Source organism: Vibrio sp. D173a, assembly GCF_030248475.1.
The window spans coordinates 1-1,000 of sequence record NZ_JAHGAH010000916.1; the positions used below are offsets into that span (position 1 = coordinate 1).

Below are 1,000 nucleotides of genomic sequence, written 5' to 3' on the forward strand. Positions count from 1 at the left end.
TCAGATTATGATGAAAACCTCGGGCTTAGTTCCAACCAATGCTGTGCTTGTCGGTACTGGGCCACTCATCTATTTGCTCGCGGCACAGATGGTCGATGCGGGCTCGCCTCCTAAAGCGATTGTGGATACCCAACAATCTAGCAGTTACGTCGAAGCGACTCGCTATGCGGGCGGAGCTTTAAAAGGCCACAAGGTACTTTTCAAAGGCCTTAAGCTATTGGCTAAAATCCGCCGTGCTGGAGTCAAACGCTATACCGGTGCCACCGACATAGCCGCTTATGGAGATCAAACTGTCGAGCGACTCACTTTCACCGCTCAAGGACAGCCACACGCCTTAAATACCGATACTTTGCTCTCTCATATTGGCGTTGTTCCTAATGTTCAGCTCACGAGAGCAATGGGATTAGAGCACGAATGGGATCCGCTACAGATTTGTTGGAGACCAAGGGTTGATCAATACCACCAAAGCTCTCGCCAAGATGTTTTTGTTGCTGGTGATGGCAGCGGCATTGGTGGAGCAATGGCTGCTCAATACCAAGGTCAGCTTGCAGCAGTTAGTGCTTTAATGTCGCTTGAAAGTGATGGAGAAATGTCACTGACTGAAGAACGAGACAAGCTGCGAGCGTTGATTGATAAAGAAATTGGAGTGCGACCGTTTTTGGACGCACTGTACACACCACCTAAGCAAGCACTGACACCAAGCGATCAGACTATTGTTTGTCGTTGTGAGGAAGTCACAGCAGGACAAATTCGTCGTCAGGCAGAGAGAGGTGCGCACGGGATCAATCAAATCAAAACCTATACGCGTTGTGGTATGGGGCCTTGTCAGGGGCGCTATTGCGGTACCACGGTGGCTCATATTATCCAAGAGGAAGCAGGGATTCCTATGGAGAAGGTGGGCTATTACCGCCTGAGAAACCCGATTAAACCACTCAAACTGGGTGAGTTGGCTAGCTTGACCCCAATCGGCGAATCATTCATGTACAAATATAGAAATAAA

Annotated in this window: 1 protein-coding gene; it reads left to right on the top strand. The window is 49.1% G+C overall.

Annotated features, from left to right (window positions below; translation table 11 throughout):
• Positions 1–1,000, top strand: a 1,000-nt coding sequence (locus KIV40_RS30255; protein ID WP_285352963.1) for an NAD(P)/FAD-dependent oxidoreductase, incomplete at both ends; no start/stop codon positions are given.